Source organism: Janthinobacterium sp. GW823-FHT01H08 (genome assembly GCF_058797855.1).
Genome location: NZ_CM179504.1, coordinates 52,441 through 78,047, shown reverse-complemented (window position 1 = coordinate 78,047; position 25,607 = coordinate 52,441). Strand labels below are relative to the sequence as shown.

The 25,607-nt window shown below is 61.3% G+C and carries 22 protein-coding genes; 11 read left to right on the top strand and 11 right to left on the bottom strand.

Annotated elements, in window-relative coordinates; translation table 11 throughout:
* The first annotated feature begins 11 nt into the window (after window positions 1-11).
* Window positions 12-785, top strand: a complete 774-nt coding sequence (locus tag AC3RCG_RS00310) for an L-asparaginase (protein WP_492405047.1) — start codon at window positions 12-14, stop codon at window positions 783-785.
* On the opposite strand, the gene AC3RCG_RS00305 is transcribed toward AC3RCG_RS00310, so the two are convergent.
* Window positions 773-1,786: a D-2-hydroxyacid dehydrogenase family protein gene (locus AC3RCG_RS00305; protein WP_492405045.1), complete on the bottom strand. Its 1,014-nt coding sequence runs from the start codon at window positions 1,784-1,786 to the stop codon at window positions 773-775. The two genes, AC3RCG_RS00310 and AC3RCG_RS00305, sit on opposite strands and share 13 nt — an antisense overlap.
* A 357-nt stretch (window positions 1,787-2,143) precedes the next feature.
* On the opposite strand from AC3RCG_RS00305, the gene AC3RCG_RS00300 reads away from it, so the two are divergent.
* On the top strand, window positions 2,144-4,015 hold the full coding sequence (locus AC3RCG_RS00300) for a phosphoenolpyruvate carboxykinase (GTP) (protein ID WP_492405043.1): 1,872 nt from the start codon (window positions 2,144-2,146) through the stop codon (window positions 4,013-4,015).
* Complete coding sequence (locus AC3RCG_RS00295; RefSeq protein WP_492405041.1) at window positions 4,008-4,733, top strand: hypothetical protein; 726 nt, start codon at window positions 4,008-4,010, stop codon at window positions 4,731-4,733. Before AC3RCG_RS00300 ends, AC3RCG_RS00295 begins: the two co-directional genes overlap by 8 nt.
* A gap of 67 nt (window positions 4,734-4,800) precedes the next feature.
* Here AC3RCG_RS00295 and uvrA read toward each other — a convergent pair whose 3' ends face one another.
* The gene (gene uvrA / locus AC3RCG_RS00290; RefSeq protein ID WP_492405039.1) at window positions 4,801-7,650 is read right to left on the bottom strand and encodes an excinuclease ABC subunit UvrA; all 2,850 of its coding nucleotides are present in this window, start codon (window positions 7,648-7,650) and stop codon (window positions 4,801-4,803) included.
* Window positions 7,651-8,031: 381 nt separating this feature from the next.
* On the opposite strand from uvrA, the gene ssb reads away from it, so the two are divergent.
* Both ssb and AC3RCG_RS00280 read left to right on the top strand, forming a co-directional pair.
* Window positions 8,032-8,547 (top strand): single-stranded DNA-binding protein, encoded by a 516-nt coding sequence (ssb, locus tag AC3RCG_RS00285; protein ID WP_492405037.1) that lies wholly within the window; start codon window positions 8,032-8,034, stop codon window positions 8,545-8,547.
* 150 nt (window positions 8,548-8,697) lie between these two features.
* Complete coding sequence (locus AC3RCG_RS00280; RefSeq protein WP_205602307.1) at window positions 8,698-9,207, top strand: DUF1203 domain-containing protein; 510 nt, start codon at window positions 8,698-8,700, stop codon at window positions 9,205-9,207.
* On the opposite strand, the gene AC3RCG_RS00275 is transcribed toward AC3RCG_RS00280, so the two are convergent.
* Complete coding sequence (locus tag AC3RCG_RS00275; RefSeq protein ID WP_070291905.1) at window positions 9,204-9,620, bottom strand: hypothetical protein; 417 nt, start codon at window positions 9,618-9,620, stop codon at window positions 9,204-9,206. The two genes, AC3RCG_RS00280 and AC3RCG_RS00275, sit on opposite strands and share 4 nt — an antisense overlap.
* Window positions 9,621-9,908: 288 nt before the next feature.
* Here AC3RCG_RS00275 and AC3RCG_RS00270 point away from each other — a divergent pair, with 288 nt between their 5' ends.
* The gene (locus AC3RCG_RS00270; protein WP_492405035.1) at window positions 9,909-10,688 is read left to right on the top strand and encodes an acetoin reductase; all 780 of its coding nucleotides are present in this window, start codon (window positions 9,909-9,911) and stop codon (window positions 10,686-10,688) included.
* A gap of 152 nt (window positions 10,689-10,840) precedes the next feature.
* Window positions 10,841-11,347: a hypothetical protein gene (locus AC3RCG_RS00265; RefSeq protein WP_492405033.1), complete on the top strand. Its 507-nt coding sequence runs from the start codon at window positions 10,841-10,843 to the stop codon at window positions 11,345-11,347.
* A 6-nt stretch (window positions 11,348-11,353) separates the two neighbouring features.
* Here the strand turns inward: AC3RCG_RS00265 and AC3RCG_RS00260 are convergent, their stop codons facing one another.
* On the bottom strand, window positions 11,354-12,202 hold the full coding sequence (locus AC3RCG_RS00260) for a porin family protein (RefSeq protein WP_083287919.1): 849 nt from the start codon (window positions 12,200-12,202) through the stop codon (window positions 11,354-11,356).
* 170 nt (window positions 12,203-12,372) lie between these two features.
* On the opposite strand from AC3RCG_RS00260, the gene AC3RCG_RS00255 reads away from it, so the two are divergent.
* Together AC3RCG_RS00255 and AC3RCG_RS00250 are read left to right on the top strand one after the other, a co-directional pair.
* The gene (locus AC3RCG_RS00255) at window positions 12,373-12,939 is read left to right on the top strand and encodes a GNAT family N-acetyltransferase (RefSeq protein ID WP_070291917.1); all 567 of its coding nucleotides are present in this window, start codon (window positions 12,373-12,375) and stop codon (window positions 12,937-12,939) included.
* Entirely contained in the window at window positions 12,936-13,688 is a 753-nt protein-coding gene (locus AC3RCG_RS00250) for a metallophosphoesterase family protein (protein ID WP_492405030.1), read from the top strand. Before AC3RCG_RS00255 ends, AC3RCG_RS00250 begins: the two co-directional genes overlap by 4 nt.
* Here AC3RCG_RS00250 and AC3RCG_RS00245 read toward each other — a convergent pair.
* The 6 genes from AC3RCG_RS00245 to AC3RCG_RS00220 all read right to left on the bottom strand — a co-directional run bounded on the left by AC3RCG_RS00245 (window position 13,685) and on the right by AC3RCG_RS00220 (window position 22,889).
* Window positions 13,685-14,314, bottom strand: a complete 630-nt coding sequence (locus tag AC3RCG_RS00245) for a hypothetical protein (RefSeq protein ID WP_121670680.1) — start codon at window positions 14,312-14,314, stop codon at window positions 13,685-13,687. The two genes, AC3RCG_RS00250 and AC3RCG_RS00245, sit on opposite strands and share 4 nt — an antisense overlap.
* 91 nt (window positions 14,315-14,405) lie before the next feature.
* Window positions 14,406-15,749 (bottom strand): sigma-54-dependent transcriptional regulator, encoded by a 1,344-nt coding sequence (locus tag AC3RCG_RS00240; protein WP_492405028.1) that lies wholly within the window; start codon window positions 15,747-15,749, stop codon window positions 14,406-14,408.
* Window positions 15,742-17,649, bottom strand: a complete 1,908-nt coding sequence (locus AC3RCG_RS00235) for a sensor histidine kinase (RefSeq protein WP_492405026.1) — start codon at window positions 17,647-17,649, stop codon at window positions 15,742-15,744. Before AC3RCG_RS00235 ends, AC3RCG_RS00240 begins: the two co-directional genes overlap by 8 nt.
* A gap of 110 nt (window positions 17,650-17,759) precedes the next feature.
* Window positions 17,760-18,752: a porin gene (locus AC3RCG_RS00230; protein WP_409027593.1), complete on the bottom strand. Its 993-nt coding sequence runs from the start codon at window positions 18,750-18,752 to the stop codon at window positions 17,760-17,762.
* Window positions 18,753-18,860: 108 nt separating this feature from the next.
* Window positions 18,861-20,174, bottom strand: coding sequence for a dicarboxylate/amino acid:cation symporter (locus AC3RCG_RS00225; protein WP_070224793.1), 1,314 nt, complete (start codon window positions 20,172-20,174; stop codon window positions 18,861-18,863).
* 384 nt (window positions 20,175-20,558) lie between these two features.
* Complete coding sequence (locus AC3RCG_RS00220) at window positions 20,559-22,889, bottom strand: catecholate siderophore receptor Fiu (RefSeq protein WP_492405024.1); 2,331 nt, start codon at window positions 22,887-22,889, stop codon at window positions 20,559-20,561.
* A gap of 296 nt (window positions 22,890-23,185) precedes the next feature.
* Between AC3RCG_RS00220 and nudC the strand changes: the two genes are divergently transcribed.
* Together nudC and folE are read left to right on the top strand one after the other, a co-directional pair.
* Window positions 23,186-24,019, top strand: coding sequence for an NAD(+) diphosphatase (gene nudC / locus AC3RCG_RS00215; RefSeq protein ID WP_492405022.1), 834 nt, complete (start codon window positions 23,186-23,188; stop codon window positions 24,017-24,019).
* An 81-nt stretch (window positions 24,020-24,100) separates the two neighbouring features.
* Window positions 24,101-24,667, top strand: a complete 567-nt coding sequence (folE, locus tag AC3RCG_RS00210) for a GTP cyclohydrolase I FolE (protein ID WP_034781250.1) — start codon at window positions 24,101-24,103, stop codon at window positions 24,665-24,667.
* 45 nt (window positions 24,668-24,712) lie between these two features.
* On the opposite strand, the gene AC3RCG_RS00205 is transcribed toward folE, so the two are convergent.
* Complete coding sequence (locus tag AC3RCG_RS00205; protein WP_070224821.1) at window positions 24,713-25,531, bottom strand: AraC family transcriptional regulator; 819 nt, start codon at window positions 25,529-25,531, stop codon at window positions 24,713-24,715.
* Window positions 25,532-25,607 lie beyond the last annotated feature (76 nt).

Here is a 25,607-nt window from a genome sequence, read left to right as displayed (position 1 = left end):
CCCGACTCCGTATGAAAGCGCTCGCTCCCGGCACCGTCATTTTTCACCGCCACCGCGGTTACGGGGTGATCACGTCCGTCAATTTGCTGACGGGCTGGATCGCCGCCCGTTTCGGCAGCGAAGCGCGGACCCTGGACCTGAACCTGTCGACCGACGACGTGCAGTTTGCCGATGGCGAAGCGATCCTGTTTCGCCGCGCGCCGCCCGACCGCATGCCGCATGCGCGCCTGATGGCCATGGTGCGCGCACTGCACCAGGCCGGCTATCAAAAACTGTATCTGTATTCCTGGCCCAAGCCATCCGGGCTGCACTGGCGCTGGCATTTGTTTACGGGGCCGCGCGACTGGATGCAGCGTCCCTGGCGCGAAGGCTGGTATGGCTCGGGCGCCGATTACAACGTCAATCCCGTGATGGGCTGGGGAGACTCTCCCGGCGCTTCCACTGGCGACCTGATCGATGCCCTGGCCCGTTTTGATCCGCAAGGCCTGGCGCAGGCGCTGGGGCGCGACGACGACCATAGCGAGTGGTTTGGCCGCGTCTGCGACGCTTTATTACCCGATTACATGTACAGCCTGGACATGCAGCGCGCGCCAGGCGAGCCCTTGCAAGACATGCCGCCCGTGCCGGTGGTCGCCGTGCGCGCCGGCGTGGCGCCGTACAGTGGACCTGACATCGCCTGGCCGCCCGGCTGGACCGGCCTGTGGCGCGGCCGGCACGTGCTGTCCGCGCCCGCCATCCGCATCACGGGCGAGCCCGACCTGATCAAGGGCTTTCAGCGCTCCTGAGGGGCTTGGCGCGCATGCTGCAATGCTTCGGGATTGAGCAGGCGCGTGCATTGATGCTGCGTAAAATCGACGATGTTTTGCAAGGCGTAGCGGAAATACAGCTCATAGCTGTCACGCTCGACGTAGCCCAGGTGTGGCGTGGCCAGCACGTTCGGCAGCAGCAGTAGCGGCGAGCCTGGCGGCAGCGGCTCGTCCGTAAACACGTCGAGCGCGGCGGCGCCCGGATGCCCCTGTGGCAGCGCCGCTTCCAGCGCGCCCTCGGCCACCAGTTCGGCGCGGCTCGTGTTGACGAACAGGGACGTCGGCTTCATGCGCGCCAGATCCTCGCTTGTGACCAGGCCGCGTGTCTTGTCGGACAGGCGCAGATGCAAGCTCAGCACGTCGGCCTGTTCAAAGAAGGCCGCGCGCGATTCTGCCGCCGTATCACCGGCCGCCACGGCCGCTGCGCGGCTTGCTTCGCTGCCCCACACGAGGATGGTCATGCCGAAGGCGCGGCCATAGCCGGCGATCAATTGGCCGATCTTGCCGTAGCCCCAGATCGCCAGGGTGCGCCCTTTCAATACCGTCCCGAGCGTGTTGTGCTTTGGCTCCAGCGACGACGTCTGCCACAGCCCCTCCTGCAAATGTTGCGCGTATGGCACGATCTTGCGCTGCGCCGCCATGATCAGCGCCCACGTCAGTTCGGCCGGCGCCGTGGGCGAGCCGATGCCTTCCGCGATGGCGATGCCCAGCTCGGTGGCGGCCGCCACATCGATGTGTCCGCTGACCTTGCCCGTTTGCGAAATCAGTTTCAGGTTCGGCAGTTTCGACAGCAAGGCACGGTTGAAACTGCTGCGTTCGCGGATCAGCACCAGCGCGTCGAACGGCGCCAGGCGGATCGCCAGCTGGCCCAGGCCCCGCGCCGTGTTGCTGAACACTTTGACCTCGTGGCCGTCGAGCAATTGGAAACAATCGAGGCCGCGCACGGCATCCTGGTAATCATCGAGTATGGCAATTTTCATGGTGGATGGCCGATTTTAGTAAGGATTTGGTAGGGAAATAACAGGATACGGGAAATGCTGAATAGCCTACTACATTAGTCAAGCTATTCTCCTACATTTTTGCGAGAATAGCCGTTACGCGGGTGTACAATCGCCGGCACTTTTGAAGCTTCGTGATTATAGTGATAGCGCAAACTGTTCCTGCATCCCGGGAGCATGATCCAGGTAAATGCCGCTGGCGCGAACGCCGCGGCGGACACGACACCAGAGCCCTGCCCGCGTGAACACACCGCCCGCAGTGAGCCGCAGCCACCTCTCAACGATGCTGCCTGTCTTGCCGGAACGACCAGAATTTCTTTTATTGGTATTGGAGGTAATATGAATCAGCCCGTCATGGGTGGCGTCGCCGCACTCAACGTCCCAGCTTATATTAAACAACAGAAACTGATCAACTGGGTGGCCGACATTGCCGCGCTGACCAAGCCAGACCGCATCTACTGGTGCGACGGTTCGCAAGAAGAGTACGAGCGACTGTGCGCCGAGATGGTTGCCAGCGGCACCATGAAAAAACTCAATGCCGACAAGCGCCCGAATTCCTACCTGGCCTGCTCCGATCCGAGCGACGTGGCCCGCGTCGAAGACCGCACGTATATTTGCTCGGCAACGAAAGAAGCGGCCGGCCCGACGAATAACTGGACCGAACCTGGCGAAATGCGCCACACCCTGAACGGCCTGTTCGACGGCTGCATGCGCGGCCGCACCATGTACGTCGTGCCATTCTCGATGGGCCCGCTGGGTTCGCCGATCGCGCACATCGGCGTGGAACTGTCCGATTCGCCGTATGTCGCCGTCAACATGAAGATCATGACCCGCATGGGCCGTGCCGTGTACGACGTGCTGGGCACCGATGGCGAATTCGTGCCGTGCGTGCACAGCGTGGGCGCGCCGCTGGCGGCCGGCCAGCAAGACGTGAAATGGCCGTGCAACAGCACCAAATACATCGTGCATTTCCCGGAAACGCGCGAAATCTGGTCCTTCGGTTCCGGCTACGGCGGCAACGCCTTGCTGGGCAAGAAATGTTTCGCCCTGCGCATCGCCTCGAACATGGGCTACCAGGAAGCGCAAGCATCGGACAACAACCCGGGCTGGCTGGCCGAACACATGCTGATCCTCGGCGTGGAATCGCCGGAAGGCAAGAAGCATTACGTCGCGGCAGCATTCCCGTCGGCTTGCGGCAAGACCAACTTCGCCATGCTGATCCCGCCGGCAAGTTTTAACGGTTGGAAAGTAACCACCATCGGCGACGATATCGCCTGGATCAAGCCGGGCGCCGATGGCCGTTTGTACGCCATCAACCCGGAAGCCGGCTACTTCGGCGTGGCACCGGGCACCAACGAAAAAACCAATTACAACTGCATGGCCTCCATGCGCGACAACACGATTTTCACCAACGTGGCGCTGACGGACGACGGCGACGTGTGGTGGGAAGGCTTGAGCAAGGAAGCGCCTAGCCACCTGATCGACTGGCAGGGCAAGGACTGGACGCCGGCGTCCGGCACCAAGGCCGCGCACCCGAACGCACGCTTCACGGTTGCGGCAACGCAAAATCCCGTGATCGACGCGGCCTGGGACGATCCGGCCGGCGTGCCGATCTCCGCCTTCATCTTCGGCGGCCGCCGCTCGACCACCGTGCCGCTCGTCACCGAAGCACGCAACTGGGTCGAAGGCGTGTACATGGCCGCCACCATGGGTTCGGAAACGACGGCTGCAGCCGTGGGCCAGATGGGCATCGTGCGCCGCGATCCGTTTGCCATGTTGCCGTTTATCGGCTATAACATGAGTGATTACTTCCAGCACTGGCTGGACATGGGCGTCAAGGTGGGCAAAGTCAACCCGGCGGCCCTGCCGAAGATCTACTGCGTCAACTGGTTCCGCACGGACGAGGCAGGCAAGTTCGTCTGGCCTGGCTTTGGCGACAACATGCGCGTGCTGAAATGGATGCTTGAGCGCATCGAAGGCAAGGCGGGCGGCGTGGAAAACCTGTTCGGCACGACACCGCAGTATGGCGACCTGAACTGGGATGGATTGCCATTCACGCAACAACAGTTCGACACCATCACCTCGATCGACAAGGCCGCGTGGGTGGAAGAATTGAAATTGCATACGGAATTGTTTGAAAAACTCGCGTATCATCTGCCGCAAGAATTGGTAGATCACAAGGCTGCGCTGGAAAAGCGTTTGGTTGAGTAAACGTTTAGTAGTGGGGGAGAAACACGCCGGCAAAGACTGGCGTGCGATAAATGACACGCCGGCAATGACTGGGGTGCTATCAAAAGAGAAACGGCGCGGATTGCATGAGCAATCCGCGCCGTTTTTTATTGCCGGTATAATAATTGTCCTATGGAAATTATTCGCTGTCATGCCTGCCCAAAAAATACAAAAAACGATCATCATCATTAGTACCGTGGCTGCCTGCCTGCTCGGCAGCGGCGCTCATGCCGACCACCGCCAGGATTGTGAAAGTGCGGACTATGCCAAGCGATATGACGACACATTTGCTGCAGGCATGAAGAACAATGTCGAGCGCCTCAGGCAGCAGCAGGCCGCACATCAAAAAAAGCTGGATGGCATGGTGGCTGCCTTGAAACAACGCGGCGTGTGGTCGGACGACGACTCCGTGACGTTCTTTACGAATATATGGGCGGATGAGAGCGGGAAGGCTGTGGAGGCTGGCCGGAAGAAGGCGACCGAGCGATGGAAGATTCAAGTGCTGACGGTACAGTCCTGGGATGCCACCATGAGCGACCACCCAGCGCAGAAGACGCGTGGCATGTGTTTGCTTGCTCCCCGTGTACTTGATGAGGCCATTGTCTTTTATGATGCGCTGGAAAAGGTCTGGAGCTATATGGAAATGAAAGTTGCGGAAGTAGCCAAGGACAAAAACGTGACCCTGCCGGCATTGCCGTAGACTCGGGAATAAAAAACGGCGCGGATTGCATGAGCAATCCGCGCCGTTTTTTATTGCGCTGCTGTTGTTACTGCTTGAGCAGCGGTCCCAGGTACTTGCCTGTCACGCTGGCCGGGTTGACGGCCACGTCTTCCGGTGTGCCCGTGGCGATGATCTGCCCGCCGCCGGCGCCGCCTTCGGGACCCAGGTCGACGATCCAGTCGGCCGTCTTGATGACGTCCAGGTTGTGCTCGATGATGACGAGCGTGTTGCCCTGGTCGCGCAGGCGGTGGATGACTTTCAGCAGCAAGTCGATGTCGTGGAAGTGCAAGCCCGTCGTCGGTTCATCGAGGATGTACAGGGTGCGGCCCGTGTCGCGCTTGGACAGTTCCAGCGACAATTTCACACGCTGCGCCTCGCCGCCGGACAGGGTGGTAGCGCTCTGGCCCAGCTTGATGTAGCCGAGGCCCACGTCGAGCAGGGTTTGCAGCTTGCGCGCGATCAAGGGGACCGGTTTGAAGAATTCATGCGCCTCTTCCACCGTCATGCCCAGCACTTCCGTGATGTTCTTGCCCTTGTATTGCACTTCCAGCGTTTCGCGGTTGTAGCGCTTGCCGTGGCACACGTCGCACGGCACGTAGACGTCGGGCAGGAAGTGCATCTCGACCTTGATCACGCCATCGCCCTGGCACGCTTCGCAGCGTCCGCCCTTCACGTTGAACGAGAAGCGGCCCGCGCTGTAGCCGCGTTCCTTGGCCGTCGGCACGGTGGAGAACAAGTCGCGGATCGGCGTAAACAAGCCGGTATACGTGGCGGGATTCGAGCGCGGCGTGCGGCCGATCGGTGCCTGGTCGACGGAAATGACCTTGTCGAAGTGTTCCAGGCCGCTGATCGATTCGTGCGGCGCCGGTTCTGTCTGCGAACCATACAGATGGCGCGACAGGGCCGGATACAGGGTATCGTTGACCAGCGAGGACTTGCCCGAGCCGGACACACCCGTGACGCACGTCATCAGGCCCACCGGCAAGCTCAGCGAGACCTTTTTGAGGTTGTTGCCCGTCGCGCCAGTAATCACCAGCTGCTTTTCCGGGTTGCTCGCATGGCGCTTGGCTGGCACGGCGATCTTCAGCTTGCCGTTCAGGTACTGCGCCGTCAGCGATTTCTTGTTTTTCAGGATGTCTTGCAGGGTGCCTTCGGCGATGATCTCGCCGCCGTGCACGCCCGCGCCGATGCCCATGTCGACGATGTAGTCGGCCGTGCGGATAGCGTCTTCGTCATGCTCGACCACCAGCACGCTGTTGCCGATGTCGCGCAAGTGTTTCAAGGTTTCGATCAGGCGGTCATTATCGCGCTGGTGCAAGCCGATCGACGGCTCATCGAGCACATACATGACACCCGTCAAACCGGAGCCGATTTGCGACGCGAGGCGGATGCGTTGTGCTTCGCCGCCGGACAGCGTATCGGCGCTGCGGTCCAGGGACAGGTAATCGAGGCCCACGTTGTTGAGGAATTTCAGGCGCGAAATAATTTCCTTGACCACGCGGTCGGCGATCTCTTTCTTGGCGCCCGTCAGTTTCAGCTTTTCAAAGAATTCCAGGGTCTCGCGCAGCGGTTTTCCCGCCACTTCATAGATGGCGCGCTGCTGCTTGCCGGTGCCGACCTTGACGAAGCGCGCTTCCACGCGCAGGCGCGCCCCATCGCAGGACGGGCAGCATTTTTCATTGATAAACTTGGCCAATTCTTCCTTGACGGCCATCGAATCCGTCTCGCGGTAGCGGCGCTGCAAATTATTGACCACGCCTTCGAACGTGTGTTCCTTAATGACGGTGCGGCCCCGTTCGTTGACATAGGTAAACGGAATCACTTGCTTGCCGGAACCGTACAGCACGGCTTGCTGGGAATTCAAGTCCAGCTGCTCGAACGGCATGTCCAGGTCGAACTCGTAATACGCGGCCAGGTTCGACAGCATCTGGAAGTAAAACTGGTTGCGGCGGTCCCAGCCCTTGACGGCGCCCGACGCGAGCGACAGGTTCGGGAACGCGACGATGCGTTTCGGGTCAAAGAATTCAATGTGTCCCAGGCCGTCGCATTCGGGGCAGGCACCCATGGGGTTGTTGAACGAGAACAAGCGCGGTTCCAGTTCCTGCAGGGAATAGCCACACACATTGCAGGCGAACTTGTTCGAGTAAACATGTTCCTGGGCGGTATCCATTTCGTAGGCAATGGCGCGGCCATCGGCCAGGCGCAGGGCTGTTTCGAAACTTTCCGCCAGGCGCTGCTTGATCTCCTGATTCACCTTGACGCGGTCGATGACGACGTCGATCGTGTGTTTTTCCGTTTTCTTTAATTTCGGGAGGTCATCGACTTCATAGATCTTGGCCGCATGCGTGCCGCTCTGCACGCGGAAGCGCACGAAGCCCTGCGCCTGCATCTGCTCGAACAGATCCACGTGCTCGCCCTTGCGGTTGGCGACGACGGGCGCCAGTATCATCAGCTTGGTGTCTTCCGGCATGGCCAGCACGGCATCGACCATTTGCGATACGGACTGGGCGGCCAGTGCGTTTTCCGGATGGTCGGGGCAGTAGGGCGTGCCCACGCGCGCATACAGCAGGCGCAGATAATCGTGGATTTCCGTCACGGTACCCACCGTCGAGCGCGGGTTGTGCGACGTTGCCTTCTGTTCGATGGAGATGGCGGGGGATAGCCCCTCGATCAGGTCGACATCGGGCTTTTCCATCAATTGCAGGAACTGGCGCGCGTAGGCCGACAGCGATTCGACATAGCGGCGCTGGCCTTCCGCGTACAGGGTATCGAAGGCCAGCGAAGACTTGCCGGAGCCGGATAAGCCGGTAATCACGATCAGCTTATTGCGCGGCAAATCGAGATTGATATTCTTGAGGTTATGCGTGCGAGCGCCGCGAATGCGGATCTGTTCCATGTGATTGCCTTGCTTTCAGTGAGTGGTGCGGCCGGCGCATTGTGCCTGGGTGCAGATGAGGAGCCACAACGGGTCAACCTGTAACTATAGCCGGGTTTTGCTCTGCATGCCTGAGGCGTCCATGGGCGGATTGCGCCGCCGGGCGAACGTGCCCTGACAAAGTTTGATGCAGATGCGTACTGACGTTTGAATACTGTATATAATACCAGTATTCAAGTTTCTTGTTTTCCTCTGCCGTGAAAAAAACGTGCCACCGCACGGGAGATGGCGTCCGCCAGAAAGCGGGTGCTTTGCGTCGCGTGGTCGCTTATAATCCTCGTTTAGTACACTAAACTAACGCGCGGGACACCGGCTCCCGCTGCAGTTCATCAGGAGTTATTCATGGCATCAGTCAACAAAGTCATCATCGTCGGCAATCTGGGCCGTGACCCGGAAATCCGCTACATGCCTAGCGGCGACGCGATCGCCAACATCGCCGTGGCCACTTCGTACAAATCGAAGGACCGCAACACGGGCGAACAAAAAGAATTGACAGAGTGGCACCGTATCTCGTTCTTCGGCCGCCTGGCGGAAATCGTCGGCCAATACCTGAAAAAAGGCTCGTCCGTCTACGTCGAAGGCCGTCTGCAAACCCGTAAATACACGGACAAGGACGGCGTCGAGAAGTATGCGACCGACATCATCGCGGAACAGATGCAAATGCTGGGCGGCCGTTCCGGCATGGGCGGCGACGCCGGCGGTGGCGATGACAGCTACGGTGGTGGCGGTGGCGGCGGTTACGACGCCCCGGCCCCGCGCCAGTCGCCAGCCCCGCGTCCAGCTCCGGCACCGGCGCCACGCCCGGCACCGAAGCCAGCGCCGAACTTCTCGGATATGGATGACGACATTCCGTTCTGACGCCTGGCGTCAGACACTGTCGATAAAGAGCCTGCTTCATCCGTGAAGCAGGCTTTTTTTATGGGCACGGGCTGTAGACGGCGATGCGGGGGCGCATGCTGACATTCGATCGCAAGAAGCGGATGGCGGCGCTGTCCCGATGCTGGTCTGATGGTGTTTTTGACGACGCCGGAGAACAGCATGGATTTTCGTATTACGGGCTTGTCGCCCGAGCCCTTTCTGCCCTTTTTTTTCCTATCCGATGCCGAGCTGGCGGCGCTCGGCATGCGGCGCTACGTGGTCGACCAATACCCCGGATTTCCTGACCGTATAACGCTGGAGGACGCCCCGCTGGGCGAGACCGTGCTGTTGTTGAACCATGTGTGCCAGCCCGCCATGACGCCTTACCGGGCTTGCCACGCCATTTTTGTCCGCGAGGGCGCCACGCAAGTGTACGATGCCATCAATCAAGTACCGGAATCGATGCGGCGGCGTTTGTTGTCGCTGCGTGCCTATTGCGCCGACGGCATGATGCTCGATGCCGATGTGGTGGAAGGCACCGCCATCGAGGCCGTCATTGCACGACTATTCGGCAATGCGGACGTCAGTTATATCCACGTCCACAATGCCAAGCGGGGCTGTTATGCGGCCCGCATCGACCGCGCGGACTCCCTTGCCTAATCGCGCAAGCCCATCTCCAGACTGTAGCTGGCTACCGCATTCCTGCGCGCCGCGTTGCGCATCAAATACACCTGCACGGTGTACTCGCCATCGGCCGGCAGTTTCGCCTGGTAACTGTTGCCGCTGGTCGAGCCGATGAACAGGGCTTCCTCCTGGCCGGCCTGGCGGATGTTGAAGTAATTCGACGCCTGATTGGTTTTCAGCTTGACGCTGAGGGTCTGGCCGGCCTTGCCTGTCAGCGTATATTCGGCCGTGGCGTAGCCCTTGATCTTGCCTTTCACGCTACGCGCGGCTTTGCCTGCCGTCAATTCCACTGTTTCCTTGTGGACAGGGTCGGCGCTCCAGGCGGGCGTGGCAAACACGAGGGCCGCCAGCAGCAGGCCGGGGCAAAGGGACAGGTGACGACGCAGCATATGGCATTTCCTTTGAACGTGGATGAATAAGCAGACGGTGGCGATGCCGTCCATGTTACGCCAGCGGTTGCCATGCGCCTGTACGGCAGCGCGCGTATGGCCAGTTCGAGGACGGTTTTTTCACCTTTCTTGACCTATGTAGTTTTTCTGGCCGCGCACGTTTCAAGATGCGGCGAAATACGATTTTCGGGTAGGCTGAAGCGTCTCTTCGATGCGGAACTGGCTGCGGGCGCCGCTGCGCCGGACCGGTTTTGCAGCTCTTCTTCCCTGTATTGAAAGGAACGCAGAATGGGTATTTCCGGAAAAGTCGCGCTGGTCACAGGTGCCGCGCAAGGTATCGGCAAGGCCATCGCCTTGCGCCTGGCCAAGGATGGCGCCGATATCGCGCTGGTCGACCTGCACCAGGAAAAGCTGGACGCGGCCGCCGCCGAAGTGCGCGCGCTGGGGCGCCGCGCCATCACCTTCATTGCCGACGTGTCGCAGCCCGATCAGGTGAGCGCGGCGGTGGCGTTTGCCGAACAGGAACTGGGCGGCTTCGACATCATCGTCAACAACGCCGGCATCGCGCAAGTGCAGCCGCTGCTCGACGTCACGCCGGAAGAGGTCGACCGCATCATGCGCATCAATGTGCAAGGGACGCTCTGGGGTATCCAGGCGGCCGCCAAGACCTTCAAGAAGCGCAAGCAGAAGGGCAAGATCATCAATGCCTGCTCCATCGCCGGGCATGACGGCTTTGCTCTGCTGGGCGTGTATTGCGCCACCAAGTTTGCCGTGCGCGCGCTGACGCAGGCGGCGGCCAGGGAACTGGCGGCCGACGGCATCACCGTCAACGCGTATTGCCCTGGCGTCGTCGGCACGGACATGTGGGTCGAGATCGACAAGCGCATGGCCGAAGTGACAGGCGCCGAGCTGGGTGCGACGTATAAAAAATTTGTGGACGGCATCGCGCTGGGACGCGCCGAGACGCCCGATGACGTGGCGGGACTCGTTTCCTTCCTGGCAGGGCCTGACGCCGATTACATGACGGGCCAGGCGCCGCTGATCGATGGTGGTCTCGTGTACCGTTGAGGTATTGACCGCGCAGAAAAAACAGGCCGCGCTGTCACCGATAGCGCGGCCTGTTGGCGTGGCAATGCAGCGCTGGAATGCAGCAGGGGGATGAGTGACCCGGTGCTACACTCGCTATTTTCAGCGACGCCAGGCGTCGGAAAGACGGGACCATGCCAGTCGCACAGAACATGATATTACGCGCCGTTGCGCCCGGCGAAGAAGGGGTGCTGGCGCGGCTGTTCCAGCTGTACTGCTATGAGAATACCGCCTGGAGCGGTGAAGACGTGCTGGCCGACGGTCGCTACGATGTGTGCGATGCCGGGCTGGCCGAGTATGTGCATGCGCCCGCGCATACTGCCGTCTGGATCGAGGTCGATGGTGCGCTGGCGGGCTTTTTCATCACGGAGCCTGGCGTGGCGGGCAAGCTGCCGGTGCAGGAGTTCAGCGACTTCTTTATTTTGAAGAAGTACCGGCGCCGGGGCGTGGCGCTGGAAGTGGTGCGCCGCGTGCTGCTGGGCAGCGAGCAGACGTGGCTGGTGGCGATGTTCCGCGCCGATGCCGCTGCCTGCGCGTTCTGGCGGCAGGCATTTGCGTGCCTGCCGTTTGCCAGGATCGAGGCGTACGAGGATCCGGACTTGCCGCAGTTCCAGCTGACTTTGCTGAAACCGGCGGCCTGAGCCGGTTTAGAAGCGTACTTTCACATATGCCGACGGTCCCGTCAGGCGGATGTTCAGGTCGGCATCCCGTTCGCTGTCGCGGTGCAGCTTGATTTTCGAGATGCCGTAGTCGGCCACGAAACCGATATTCTTGAACGGGAACCACTCCACGCCGATATTGCCGCCGTAGATGTGGCCGTTGATGCGCCCGCCATTTTTCTTGATGCCCGACGCTTCCGCATACATGCGCAAATCCGGCGTGAAGGCATGGCGCCAGCCCACTTCCAGCAGCGGCGCAAACGCGTGCTCGCCGATGGAATCGCGCGCCGTGGCCGTTTCGCCATTGACGACGCCGGTGGCCGTGCCGTTCAGGTTGGCATGGTAATAGGCGGCGCCCAGACCGATGCCCAAGGTGTCGTTGCCGCTGCCGAGCCACCATTTATAGGCCAGCTTGGCCAGGTCCAGCTTCAGATCGGCATTTGCCGTGGCCGTTCCCGTGACGGGCTGGCCATTGATGACGGTCTCGCCCGTCAGGCTTGGCGTGTAGGATTTGTCGTAGCGGTAGTAGTCGAATGCCAGGCCATGGCGGTCGCCGATCAGCAAGTCCGCCTTGATGCGCGGGATGGTCGTATGGCTTTGCTTCGATTCGGGCGCGTCGATGCGGCCAAATTGCGTGTCGGCGCCGATATTGATGCGCGGATCGGCGGAAAACGCCCCCACCGAGATGCTGACACGGTCCAGCGTGGGCGATGGCTCGGCCCGTGCAGTGGCGGCCGCCGTGGCAATGCCCAGCACGCCCAGCATCATGGCGCCGCGCAAGGCGAGGTGGTGCGGGCGTGGTGGGGACAGGCGGGTGGACACGGACATGACAGACATGGGGTAACTCCTCAAAATAAAGTGAAAACTGTCGCGACGTTACGTTTTGGGCAACAGTGCAATGAGGAAATGGTAGCAATTGTTACTTTTGAATTACGTAGCCGCACGGCGCAAATTACCGTCGGATTTGTCCTACCGTATGTAAGTCCTGGTTAGAGGAGAGGAAAACGATGCAAGCAATCATCGAGCTGGCGACACCGCGTTTGCTGCTGCGCCAATGGCGCGACAGCGACTTGGCGCCATTCGCGGCGCTGAATGCCGATCCCCGCGTGACGGCATATTTCCCGACGGCCCTGTCGCGCGACGCCAGCGACGCCATGGCGCGGCGCTGCAGCGGATTGATCGCCGGGCGGGGCTGGGGTTTATGGGCGGTAACCTTGCGTGAAAACAATGCCTTCATCGGCATGACGGGGCTGCATAGCCCCGACGCGCAATTGCCGTGCTCGCCATGCGTGGAAATCGGCTGGCGTCTGGCGTTCGATTACTGGGGACAAGGTTACGCGCAGGAAGCGGCGCACGCCGCCCTGCAGGTTGGTTTCGAGCGTTTGCAACTGCCGGAGATCGTCTCGTTCACGGCCTTGCCCAACGTGCGCTCGAGCACCCTGATGGCGCGCCTGGGCATGCGCCGCGATGCTGCTACCTTCGAGCATCCGGCCCTGCCGCCAGGACACGCATTGCGCACCCATTGCCTGTATCGTCTGACGCGCGCAGAATGGGGCGCACAGGAGGGAACATGAGAATCGCCGCCATTTCCGATATCCACGGCAACCTCGATGCGCTGGAGGCCGTGCTGGACGACATCGCCCGGCGTGACGTGGACGTGACCGTGAATCTGGGCGATATCGTCTCGGGCCATCTGCAGCCGCGCGCCACCGCGGCGCGCCTGATGGGGCTCGGCTTGCCCACCATCCGCGGCAACCACGAGCGCCAATTGTTCGGCGACCCGGCCCGCATGGGCGTGTCCGACGCTTTTGCGCGCGCGCAACTGTTGCCGGAGCAACTGGACTGGATCGCGGCGCTGCCCGCCACCTTGCGCTTGCGCAAAGACGTGCTGCTCGTGCATGGCACGCCGACAAGCGATCTCGTGTATTTTCTCGACAGCGTCACGCCGCAAGGCAGCCGCGCCGCCACGCCGCAGGAGGTGGCCGAACGGGCCGGCGATGCCGACGCGGCCTTGATCCTGTGCGGCCACACGCACATGCCGCGCCAGGTGCGCCTGGCCGATGGACGGCTGATCGTCAATCCGGGCAGCGTGGGCTTGCAGGCCTACGACGACGACCACGGCTATCCGCACGTGATGGAAAACGGCACGCCGCACGCGCGCTATGCCATCGCGGAACAGGGCGCCGATGGCGCCTGGACGGCGCAGTTATATGCGGTCAAGTATGACTGGGACAAGGCGGCCCGGCTGGCGCTGGCCAACGGGCGGCCCGACTGGGTCGTGCCCTTGCGCACGGGATTCGTCGGGCCGCCTGATGTTGCTTAGCAGCTTGGCGCGCGCGTGATGGGCACGGGGACCAGTTCCGTCTTGCCGTCCTTGGCGATCACCCGGTTGATGCTGATGCTGCAGCGCTTGCCTTCCCACGAGAACGCCGCTTCGTAATCTTCGCCCGCGCGCGGCGTGAAGGTGATGTCGCCACTGCAGCTGGGCGAGACGGTTTCATAGTTGATGCCGTTGACCACATAAAATGGCGAAACGTCCTGGAAGCCGATACGCAGGCTGCTTGGCTTGTCGGCTGGAACTTCGTATTCGCGGAAATAGGCTTTCGAGAAAATCCCATCCTTGCGCGACAGGTTTTTCGACGTTTCCGTCTCCGGGATGCCCAGGCTGGTATTGCTGACACTGCCGATCAGGGAACCGAAGGCGGAACTCATGCCGCCACTGGCTTTTTCCACGCCATCGCTGAACATGCCGCGGATGCAGCTGCTGTCGCGGTACAGGAAGGCCGTGGCGCCATTCTGGCCGAACAGGCGCAGGCGGCTGATGGCCGATGTTGCCGGCGCCGCTGGCGCGCTGGCCGCTTCGGCGGCGGGTGCTTCGGTGGTGGCGGTATCCTGGGCAAAACTGGCGCTGCAGAGCAACAGGGAAAAGAGGAAAGCAGGTTTTTTCATTGGCTTTAAGAAATTATCAAAAAGAAATAATATATACCATTCGGCAATATTTTTTTTGCTTTTTTGAATCGCTTCGCCTCCCTCCAGACGCCTAGCGGAATTCTTCCGCCACCAGGTTGTACTTCTGCATCTTGTGATACAAGGTTTGTTTCGGCAATCCGAGCACCGTGCTCACTTCGCTGACGTTGCCCGCATATGCGCGCAGTTCCTGTTCGATCAGGGCGCGTTCGAAGCCGTTCACTTGCTCCGCCAGCGACAACGGGCTGGGCTGGGCGCTCGCCAGCAGGCTCGAGGCGCCGCCGGCGATGCCGAGCACGAAGCGGTCGGCGATATTGCGCAATTCGCGCACATTGCCGGGCCAGGAATGGGCCATCAGGTTGCGCATCTGGGCGCTCGAGACGACGGGCGCGGCGCGGTTGTAGCGGGTGGCGGCGGCCAGCACGAAGTGTTCGAACAGGATGGGAATGTCTTCGCGCCGTTCGCGCAGCGGCGGCAGGTGCAGCACGATCAAATTCAAACGGTAATACAGGTCGCTGCGGAATTTCTGCTGCTGAGACAAGTCTTCCAGGTCCAGCTTGGCCGCCGCGATGACGCGCACGTCGACGGGTGTGGGCACGTTCGAACCGAGCCGTTCGATATAGCGTTCCTGCAGCACGCGCAGCAATTTCACTTGCAGGGACAGGGGCAGGCTTTCGATTTCATCGAGGAAGAACGTGCCCTGGTCCGCGTGCTCGATCTTGCCCACCTGCCGCTTGGCCGCGCCCGTAAATGCGCCCGGTTCGTGGCCGAAGACTTCGCTTTCGAATATGCTTTCAGGAATCGCACCGCAGTTGACGGCGACGAAGTTGTGCTTGCGGCGGTGGCTGAAGTCGTGCAGGCAGCGTGCCACCATTTCCTTGCCCGTGCCCGTATCGCCATAGATCAGCACGTCGGCCGGTTCGTCTGCAACGTCGAGTATCAGGCGTCGTATGTCGCGCATCGCCACGGAATTGCCCAATAAACGTGCTTCGATGCCGCCGCCGTCCTCGAGCTGGCGGCGCAGGCTGTGCACTTCCAGGGTCAGGCGCCGGGTTTCCAGCGCGCGCAGGATGACGTCGACCAGCTGGTCGGATGAATACGGTTTTTCGATGAAATCGTAGGCGCCCGTGCGCATGGCGTGCACGGCCATGGTGATGTCGCCGTGGCCCGTGACGAGGATCACGGGCAGGTTGGCGTCGAGCGCCTTGACCGCTTGCAGCAATTCCAGGCCGCTCATGCCGGGCAGGCGCACGTCGCTCACGACGATGCCGGGGAAATCGGGCGTCAGCAGTTTATAGGCCAGCTCGGCCGAGTGGAAGGCCAGCACGTCCAGCCCGGCCAGTTGCAATGCCTGTTCGCTGCCTTCGCGTACGGTGGGGTCGTCTTCGACCAGCAAGACCTTCAAGCCGTCAAACATGTTTTTCCTCCTGCGTTGCAATCTGTAGTTCGATGGTGAAGATGGCGCCGCCGCCGGGGGCGTTTTCGGCGCGCAGCACGCCGCCGAACTGGCGCGTGATCTGTTCGGAAATGGCCAGCCCCAGACCCAGTCCCAGGCCTTGCGGTTTGGTCGTGAAGAATGGTTCGAACAGGTGTTCATACACTTCCGTCGACAGGCCCGGCCCCGTGTCGGCCACGTGGATCAGCACGTGCTCGTGCGTGCATTCGACGGCCACGCGCAGGCTGCGCACGTCGCTGCCGTTCATGGCGTCGAGCGCATTGGCGTACAGGTTCACCAGCACCTGCTCCAGGCGGTTGCTTTCGCACATGGCGAAGATGTCCTCGGGCGGCAGTTGCAACGTAAAACGCACATTTTCCACCTGCAGCCGGCGTTCGACCAGGAACAGGGCGTTGCTGATCGCCGTGGGAATCGAGACGGAGGTCAGGCTGGTCGTCGATTTGCGCGCAAAGATCTTCAATTGCCCCGTAATGGTCCCCATCCTGGCCGCAATTTGCGAGATCTTCGCCAGGTTGCGCCGCGCGTCGTCGAGCCGGCCCCGCTCGAGCAGAATGACGGCATTGTCGGACATGGTGCGCAGCGCCGTCAGCGGCTGGTTCAGTTCATGCGTGATGCTGGCCGACATCTGTCCCAGTACGGCCATCTTGCCTGCTTGGAAAAGTTCATTCTGCGTGATGTGGAGTTTCTGTTCGGCCTTGCTGCGCACCTCGATTTCCTGGCTCAGGCTTTGCGTCATGGCGTTGAGTTCCGAGGTGCGCTCCTCGACCATGGCTTCCAGGTTGTCGTAGGCATGCTGCAAGTCTTCGCGGGCGCGCAGTTTTTGCGCCACGGCCGCGCGGCGCTGGCGCAGGTAAAAGAACAGCAGCATGAAAAAGCCCAGCAGCACGCACGAGAAGGCGGCCGCCGCGCGCGCACTGGCTTTCGCCTGCGCCAGGTCGGACAGGTAAATGAAGGTCCAGCCTTGCGGCGACTTGAGCTTGATCTGCGTCATGACGCTCGAGCTGGTCTTCGGTGGCGTGTCGGCATGTTCCTGTTCGCGTACGCTGATCACGCGCGCGCCATTGCCCAGCTGGCGGTCGGAAACGAAGGGAATGGCTTCCAGCTGCTTCGAGTAATACTGGCGCGTGCGGTTGAGTTCTTCGACGACGGCGGGCGACAGCGGCGCCAGGGTCTTGTACTTCCAGTCCGCCATGGAACTGAGGAAGATCACGCCGTGCTCGTCGGCCAGCATGACCTTGTCGGCGCCCTGTACCCAGCGTTTTTCCAGGGTTTCCAGGTTCACCTTCACCGTCGCCAGGCCCAGCATGTGGCCATTCTGGTAGATGCCGTGGGCAAAGAAGTAACCGGGCTCCAGCCGCGTCGTGCCCACGCCATAAAAGCGGCCCGGCGTGCCGCGCAAGGCATCCTGGGCGTAGGGGCGGAACGAGATGTTGTCGCCAATAAAGCTGTCCGGCCCCTGCCAGTTGCTGGCCGCCCGCGTGTTGCCGTCGAGGTTGCTGATGAAAATGGTCGAGGATTTCGCCTGGGCATTCATCTGCTCGAGGTAATGGTTGACGGTGTCGACCAGCACCGGGTCTTCCGGGTGTTGCAGCAGGCGGATCACGTCGCGGTTCAGTTCCAGGGTCTTGGGCAGGAAGTCGTATTTCTCCAGCGCGTTTTCCAGGCTGCTCACATACACTTCGAGGCGCTGCGCGCCGCTTGCCTGCAGTTTGCCGATGGCGATGCGTTCCGTCCAGAAATACACGAGCCAGACGGTGGCCAGGCAGGCGGCCAGCACCACGCCCCAGGCCAGCGTTTCGCGGCCCGACCGTTGCGACAGGCGCTGGCGCCAGGAAAGGGTGGGTTTGTTACTGCTATTCATAAAATCAGCTGCCAACTTGCAAGAACCCACAGTATCGCATCTTGATGTGTCTCAACATAAAAAAAGCCGCCGGACATGCATCCGGCGGCCTGCGCTAGCGTGAGCCGCGATTAGAAGGTATGACGCATACCGAGGTTGAAACCGCTGTTGCCGGTGCCATTGTCGGTGGCGTTGCCGACGACGAAGGTGGCGCCGTTCTTGTTGCTGATGTGGCCATAGCCGGTGTACAGGTCGGTGCGCTTGGACAGGGAGTAGAACGCGCCGATGGCCCACTGCTGGGCATCACGGTTCAGGTTGCTCTTGTCGTTGTGGCGGATGTACGAGGCGACCAGCTTGGTGGCGCCGAACGGGGCGCTGAAGCCGACGAGGATGTCGTTGCTCTTGCTGTTGTCGAGGGCACGGTTGTCGGCGTAGCCGAAGTTGCCTTGCAGCACGCCAAAGTCGTAGCGCGTGGCCAGCAGGGTGTTGCGCGTTTGCTGGGTCGCCAGCGCATTTTCCTTGCGGTGGTGCGTCAGGGTCACGTTCAGCGGGCCATCGATGTAATGCACGGCGCCGCCCATGCTGCGGTTTTTCGCGTTGTCGCCGGCCACTTCGCCGAAGCCGTACGCCAGGTCGGCCGACAGTTTGCTCCAGGTCGGCGTGCTGTATTGCACCATGTTATCGACGCGGATATTCGTCACCATCAGGTTCGACGCCGTGCCGGCCAGGCCGATGACAAACGGATCGGCCACGTCGCGCAGGGCCAGGTAGTACGGCGAGTACTGGCGGCCCAGGGTGACGGCGCCGGCGCTGCCGGTCAGCCCGACATACGCCTGGCGGCCGAACAGCAGGCCGCCCTGGCCCGAGGTGCCGGTGTCGATATTGAAGCCGCTTTCCAGCACGAAGGTGGCGGCCAGGCCGCCGCCCAAGTCTTCCTTGCCTTTGAAGCCGATGCGCGAGCCCGAGGCGACGCCGGAAGCGACGCGGTTCAGGCGGTCTCCGGCCGCATCCTTGTCGAACACCAGGCCGGCGTCAGCCACGCCGTAGATGGTCACGCTCGATTGGGCCATGGCGCCGGTGGAGGCTGCGCCGAGGGTCAGCAGGGTAAACAGGACTTTTTTCATGAAAATCTCTCTAATAAGTTGGAATGACTACTGATCGCACTACCTGACTGCTTGTTACTCAACATGGACAACAAATAAATAGCCCGCTTGTGGCGGGCCATGGCGCTATCAGGCTTTGCTAGCGTGATCCGCTTCGCCCCAATGGCTTTCCGTGTTCTGGTTGGCCGCGTTGGCCGCGGCTGCTTCTTCCTCGGTGGCCAGGCCACCTTCCCACTTGGCGACGACGGCCGTGGCGACGGCATTGCCGACCGCGTTGGTGGCCGAACGGCCCATGTCGAGGAACTGGTCGACGCCCATCAGCAGCAGCAGGCCCGCTTCCGGAATATTGAACTGGTTCAGGGTAGCGGCAATCACCACCAGCGAGGCGCGCGGCACGCCGGCCATGCCTTTCGAGGTCAGCATCAGCAGCAGCAGCATGGTGATCTGCGTGCCGATCGACAGGTCGATACCGTAGGCTTGCGCGATGAACAGCACGGCGAAGGTGCAGTACATCATCGAGCCGTCCAGATTGAAGGAGTAGCCCATCGGCAACACGAAGCTGGAAATCTTGCGGTCCACGCCGAACTGGTCGAGCGCCGTCAGCAGTTTTGGATAGGCCGCTTCCGAGCTGGCCGTCGAGAATGCCAGCAGGAATGGTTCGCGGATCAGGCCGACGAGCTTGAAGATGCGCGGGCCGATGACGACGAAGCCGGCGCCGATCAGCAGGGCCCACAGGCACATCAGGCCCAGGTAGAAGCCGCCCATGAACTTGGCAAACGTGACCAGCACGCCCAGGCCGTGCGTGGTGATGACGGAGGCCATTGCCGCGAACACGGCCAGTGGGGCCAGGTTCATGATGGTGCCGGTGATGCGCAGCATGACTTGCGCCAGCTGGTCGACGACGGCCGTCAGGGTCTTGCCCGATTCGCCCAGGCCGGCCAGTGCGCCGCCGAAGAAGATCGAGAACACCAGCACTTGCAGGATTTCATTGTTGGCCATGGCCTCGATCGGCGATTTCGGCACCAGGTGCGTGAAGAAATCTTTCAAGGTGAAGGCGGCCGTTTTCAGATTCGTTGAAGCGTGTACGTCCGGCAATGGCAAGCCCAGGTTGGTACCGAGCTGCATCAGGTTCGACAGCACCATGCCCAGCGCCAGCGAGACCAGCGAGGCGACGACGAACCAGCACATGGCTTTCAGGCCGATGCGGCCGGCCGTCTTGCCGTCGCCCATGTGGGCGATGCCGACCGTCAGGGTGGAGAACACCAGCAGCGCAATGATCATCTTGATCAGGCGCAGGAAGACGTCGGTGACGATGGAAATATTGCCAGCGATTTGCTTGCTCATGTCCGCATCGGGGAAAGCGGAATGGCATCCATAACCGACGGCAATGCCGAGGATCATGGCAATCAGGATGTACAGGGTTAATGGCCGTTTCTTTTTCATTATGACTCCTCCGGTGAAACGCCGCTGTGAGCGGATTATTGATTGCGAGCAACTCAAGCTTGGAGTCAATATTTCTCAAAAACAAGCCCTTGCGTGCCAGCGATTATTTGCAGCAAAACCTGTACATAGCAAAGGATATGCCTGAAATGGGAATTTGGAACCTAACTTCTTAAGTTGTTGATTTGAGGAAGCTTTTTTGTTGCTTAGATGTTGCAACTTTGCACGTTTGCGCGAAATATTGGACGCGCAAGCGCATCGCTGTATGACTTTTCATACGCTAGTCGCGGCAGGGCGGCGTTGCGCCAAAAAGACAAGATTATCAGGACAATAAAAAAGCCCCTCCGAAGAGGGGCTTGATGTGACGCGATGCGTGTTCTCTAGATGTTAGAACTTGATATTCGCCGTCAGGCTGAACGAACGGGGCTGGCCGGGCGTGTAGCGGAAGCCGGACTTGTTGATGGCCGCCACATAGGTCTTGTCGGCCAGATTGTAGGCGTTCAACTGCAAGTCGAGGTTCTTGTTGACGGTGTAGGTTGCCATGGCGTCGAAGACCCAGTAGGCATCCACGCGGGCCGGCGTACCGACGGCGCCATCGGTGCCGCGCAGCATTTCACCCACGTAACGCGCGCCGCCGCCGATCTTCAGGCCGAAGGGCAGGGTGTACGAGGTCCAGCCCGTGAACGCCTGTTTCGGCGTGTAGCTGAGGTTATTGATGCCGCTGGCCGTGACGACCTTGCCCGACTCGACCTTGGTATTCATGCGCGTGTAGCCGGCGCTGACCAGCCAGTTCGGCATGATCTCGCCCACCATGCCGATTTCGACGCCCTGCACGCGTTTCTTGCCATTCTGATAGTAGATCAGGTCGACGGGATCTTGCTCTACTTCATTTTTCACGTCCGTCTGGTAGACGGCGGCCGACAGCGACAGTTTTTGTTTCAGGAAATCCCACTTGGTGCCGATTTCCTTGGTGGTGGTTTCCTGCGGATCATACATCGGATTTTGCGCGCTGCTGGCGCCCGTGCTCAGCGTGAAGTTGGTGCCCGGCGGCGCCTTCGAGGTGGCCCACAGCGCATACACGCTGCTGTCCGGCGTCGGCTTGTACATGGCCGAGATCTTGCCGTTGGCGAAGGTGTCGTTCAGGGTGATGTGAACAGGAATAGGCGTGCCTACCGGCAGTTTTTGCACCTGGCCTGCGGCGACGGCCGTCTGCAGGGTGACGGAGTCATAGCTGGTGTTGAAATGGTCGAAGCGCACGCCGCCGTTGAAGATCCATTTGTCGCCGAACTTGATGGTGTCGAAGACATAGGCGCTTTGCGTGTTGACTTCGCCTTGGCTGTAGGCGCCGCTGCGCACGGGCTGGTAGCCGGTGACGGGGTCGCGCGGGTTCGGATGGTACAGATTGGCGTCCGGCATGGTGCCCAGGCTGGCAGGCACATAGCTGTAGTTGGTCTGCTTTTCGCTGGTGAATTCGGCGCCGGCCACCACGGAGTGCTTGAGCACGCCCGTATCGAATTGCGCGCTGACCACGGTCTGGTTGGTCAGAATCGTGTTTTCCTGATCCTTGACGGTGCGCAGCGAGCGCGCCAGGGTCCAGGTCGACGGATCGGTGGCCACCGGCGTCTTCAGGTTGGCGGTGCTGCCCATGAAGGCCGTCAACAGGTAATCCTGCTTGGTCTTGCCGTAGCGCGTGGTGTTCTGAATCTGCACGTTGGGCAAGAAATCATGATCGATGCGCAAGGTAGCCATATCGGCCTTGACCTTGTCGTGGTCCGCGGTGGAACCGTAGAAATTCTTTGGATCGACCTTGGCGGCGCTATTCAGGAAGGTGCGGATGACCTTGTTCGTCGGCGTGATACTGTCCGGCGTGCTGTAGCCGGGCAGGCCGATGGTGGGCACGAAGCCGTCGGGCACGTTATTTTGATCCACGTGCAGGTAGCTGGCCGTGATGCGCGTCGGCTTGCCGATGCCGAAGGTGACGGTAGGCGCGAAGGCCCAGCGCTTGTTCTTGACTTCGTCGCGCGCCGGATTGCCGCTGTCTTGCGTCATCAGGTTCAGGCGGAAAGCCGTGCCGGAATCGGCGTCGATGATGCGGTTCCAGTCGGCCGTAGCGCGTTTCTGCTTGCCGCTGCCGGCCGTCAGCAGCGAATTGAACTTGTTTTCCATGGTGGCCGTCTTGCTGACCAGGTTGATCGAACCGGTCGGCGAACCGCGGCCGCTGTCCGTGCCCGCCGGGCCCTTCAATACGTCGATCTGTTCGATGTTGAAGACGTCGCGCGAGATGGAGCCCACGTCGCGCACGCCATCGACATAGATGCTGCCCGAGGCATCGAAGCCGCGCATGTAGACGGCGTCGCCCGTGTTCGTGTTGCCGTTTTCGCCGAGGAAGAAGGTACCGACGCCGGGCGTGTTGCGCAGCGCGTCCGTCAGGGTCAGCGCGCCTTGCTGTTCGATCAATTCCTTCTTGATCACGACGATGGTTTGCGCCGTGTTGACGAGATCTTCCGTGTATTTCGGCGACGAGGCTTTTTCGGCCTTGAAATCATTTTCCTTCGAGCCCACGACCTTGATTTCGTTCAGGGTTTGCTGCGATGCCGGGGCGCTTTGGCCGGCCGGGTCGGCCGCCTGGGCGGCGACGGGCAGCAGCATCACGGCCAGGGCGGCGCCGATGTGCTGGTTGAAACGGGTTGGGGCGTGTTTGCGGCTCTTGATTGCCATCTTGCTCTCTCGATAAGTTCAGGGTGGTGGTTCCTGGCTGGCTCTGCGCCGCAGTGCTTGGGCACGCGGGCAAGTGGCTGGCGATGGAGACGGAATAGGCGGTATTGTAATAACTGGGCGCTATTTCGTAAATGAGAATCGTTATCAGTATCGTTTACGCAACGGATTGGACTTAGCGCAAAAAAAACACGCGCATGGCTCATGAATGCTTGCTTTGCAGTCCGGGCGCTGCTATGCGCGCAAGCGTTTGGCAGCGGGAGTATGATGAGCAACCTTTACAAATTTCTTCCCAGCACATGCTGCACACGCCTCTTGCCTTCGTCCCCCTGATCGACACGCCCGAACCGGCCCCGGCCGCCACCGAGACGCTGACATTCGTCTTTCACCGCGGGCGCCTGCTGTTGCGTATGCCCGGGCTGACCCTGCCCACTGCCGCCGAGGCGGCCGCGCTCGATATCGACCTGAGCCGCGCCCAGCCCGTGGGCTGGTGGCAGGGCCGCTATTGCCAGACGGTCTGGACGGATGCGGAGTTGTTGCCCGCCGATAGCGGCTTGGCGTATCACGGCATGCGTTCGCTGTTCAACGCCGTCGACGATGACTTCCTGGGCCTGGCCAGCCGCGCCGTGCAGCTGGCCGAATGGGCGCGCACGCACCGCCATTGCGGCGTGTGCGCCACGCCCATGCAGCGCACGCGCGGCGAACGCTGCTTTACGTGCGCCGCCTGCGGCATGCTCGCGTACCCGCGCATTTCGCCCGCCATGATGGTGCTCATCCGCAAGGGCGAGCAGGTGCTGCTGGCCATGCATAAAAATTCGCCATCGCAGCGCTTCAGCCCGCTGGCCGGTTTCCTGGAAGCGGGCGAATCGATCGAGGAAGCGGTGCACCGCGAGGTGATGGAAGAGGTGGGCTTGCGCGTGCATAACTTGCAGTACTTCATGAGCCAGTCCTGGCCGTTTCCCCATTCGCTGATGATCGCGTTTACAGCCGATTATCTCGATGGCGAGATCCGCCTCGACGAGAACGAGATCGCCGAGGCGCGCTGGTTCGGCCCCGGCGATGCGTGGCCGGAGGCGAGTTCGAGCGTGTCGATCTCCGCGCTGCTGGTCGGCGCGCACCGGCCGCCGGCGTAGCGGGAAAAGCAGGGGCTGCTCAGGCAGCCTGCCGCATTTTCTATATACTGGCGGCAATTGAAAATTTTAGGGTGGTTTAGCATGTCTCAAGAAGAATTCTCCGAAAACGACTGGCGCCGGCTGATCAGCAGCCTTGGTGAAGATCCGCAGCGTCCAGGCTTGCTGGAAACGCCGGCGCGCGTGGCCAAGGCGTGGAAACACTGGACGTCCGGCTATGGCCAGGACCCGGTGGACTTGCTGAAAGCCTTTGAAGATGGCGCGGAACAGTACAACGAGCTGATCGTCGTGCGCGGCATCCCCGTCTACAGCCATTGCGAACACCACCTGGCACCGTTCTTCGGCAAGGCCACCATCGGTTACGTGCCCAACGGCAAGATCGTCGGCCTGTCGAAACTGACGCGCCTCGTCGATTGCTTCTCCAAGCGCCTGCAAGTGCAGGAACGCATGACGATGCAGATCGCCAATGCGCTGATGGAAGTGCTGGAACCGAAATCGGTAGGCGTGGTCGTACGCTGCCGCCACCTGTGCATGGAAAGCCGCGGCATCCGCACGCCGGGCGAAGAAACCATCACCTCGGCCATGCTGGGCGAGATGCAGCCGAACCTAGCGCTGCGCACGGAATTTCTGGCCCTGGCGCGCGAAGTCTGATTTTCAGCGACGATGCGTGACGAAGGCGGCATATGCCGCCTTTTTTCATGCGCGTCCGGATTCCCGTTCCGCCAGGTAGCGGGCCGGCGGCTTGCCCACGGCCTTGCGGAACATGGTGACAAAACCGCTGGTATTTTCATAACCGAGTTCCAGCGCCACCGCTTTCACGCTGTGGCCTTGCGCCAGCCGTTGCAAGGCCAGGATCACGTGCAGTTGCCGGCGCCAGCGGCCCACGCTCATGCCCATTTCCTCCAGCGACTGCCGGGTCATGCTGCGCTCGCTCATGCCGATGCGGCTGGCCCACTCGGCCAGGGTGCTTTTATCGGCTGGCTGCGCCAGCAGCAGGGCGGCCAGGCGGCGCAAACGCGCATCGCGCGGCATTGGCAAATGCAAGTCTTCCACGGGCGCGACCGCCAATTCGTCGAGCAGGGTCGCCACCAGGCGTTCCTGCGCGCCCTGCAGCGCGATCAGGGTGGGAAAACCGGCCGCCTTGGTGATGAGTTCGCGCAACAGGGGCGAGACAGCCACGGTGCAGCAGATGGCCGGCAAGGCCGGCGCCGTGGCCGGCTCGATAAACAGGCAGTAGCACTCGGCCTCGCCCACGCCCTGCGCCGAATGCATCAGGCCGCCCGGTATCCACACGGCGCACTGGGGCGGCACGATCCACACTCCACTTTCTACTTCGCAATGGATCACGCCCCGCGTGGCGTACAGCAGCTGCCCCTTGCGGTGCTGGTGCGGCGCCTGCTCCGCATCCTCTGGCACGCTGGCCAGGCCCACGGCCAGCAAAGGGCGCAGCACGCCGTCGACGTCGAAATCGAGGATGGAGGCATCGTCGTCCAGACCCAGATGGGCCGTCAGCATGCTGGGCAAGAGGGGATGGGGCATGGGATGACTTTGGCTGGATTGAATAATATTGTGGCTATTGTATGCAATGACG